This window comes from Neisseria sp. P0009.S008 (genome assembly GCF_051958615.1).
GTDB lineage: Bacteria > Pseudomonadota > Gammaproteobacteria > Burkholderiales > Neisseriaceae > Neisseria > Neisseria subflava.
Window position 1 is genome coordinate 1 of record NZ_JBQCVG010000056.1, and the last position, 279, is coordinate 279.

Here is a 279-nt window from a genome sequence, read left to right on the forward strand (position 1 = left end):
GTCTTTATCCAAAGTAATACCGATTTGCTCAGGATGATGGCGCAAGATAAAGCTGAGGACTTTGCTGATGGATTTTAGTTGTTTTTCGTTTAGTATCATAATCTTGTGGTTTAGTCATTTCAGAGCGCAGGCCGTCTGAAAATTATTTATCCAACCCTTCTTGCACCATTGGCGCTGCGCGTATTACTGCGCGGGCTTTGTTTTGGGTTTCCTGCCATGCGGAGGTTGGGTCGGCGTCGGCAACTACGCCTGCGCCGCTTTGGCCGAAGAGGGTATTGT

At 48.0% G+C, this 279-nt stretch carries 2 pseudogenes; both read right to left on the minus strand.

The window, feature by feature from the left end:
- Window positions 1-99 (minus strand): annotated as a pseudogene (locus ACTHSQ_RS11225) (RNA 2'-phosphotransferase); the annotation flags it as partial.
- Window positions 100-142: 43 nt separating this feature from the next.
- Window positions 143-279, minus strand: a pseudogene (locus tag ACTHSQ_RS11230) (anthranilate synthase); the annotation flags it as partial.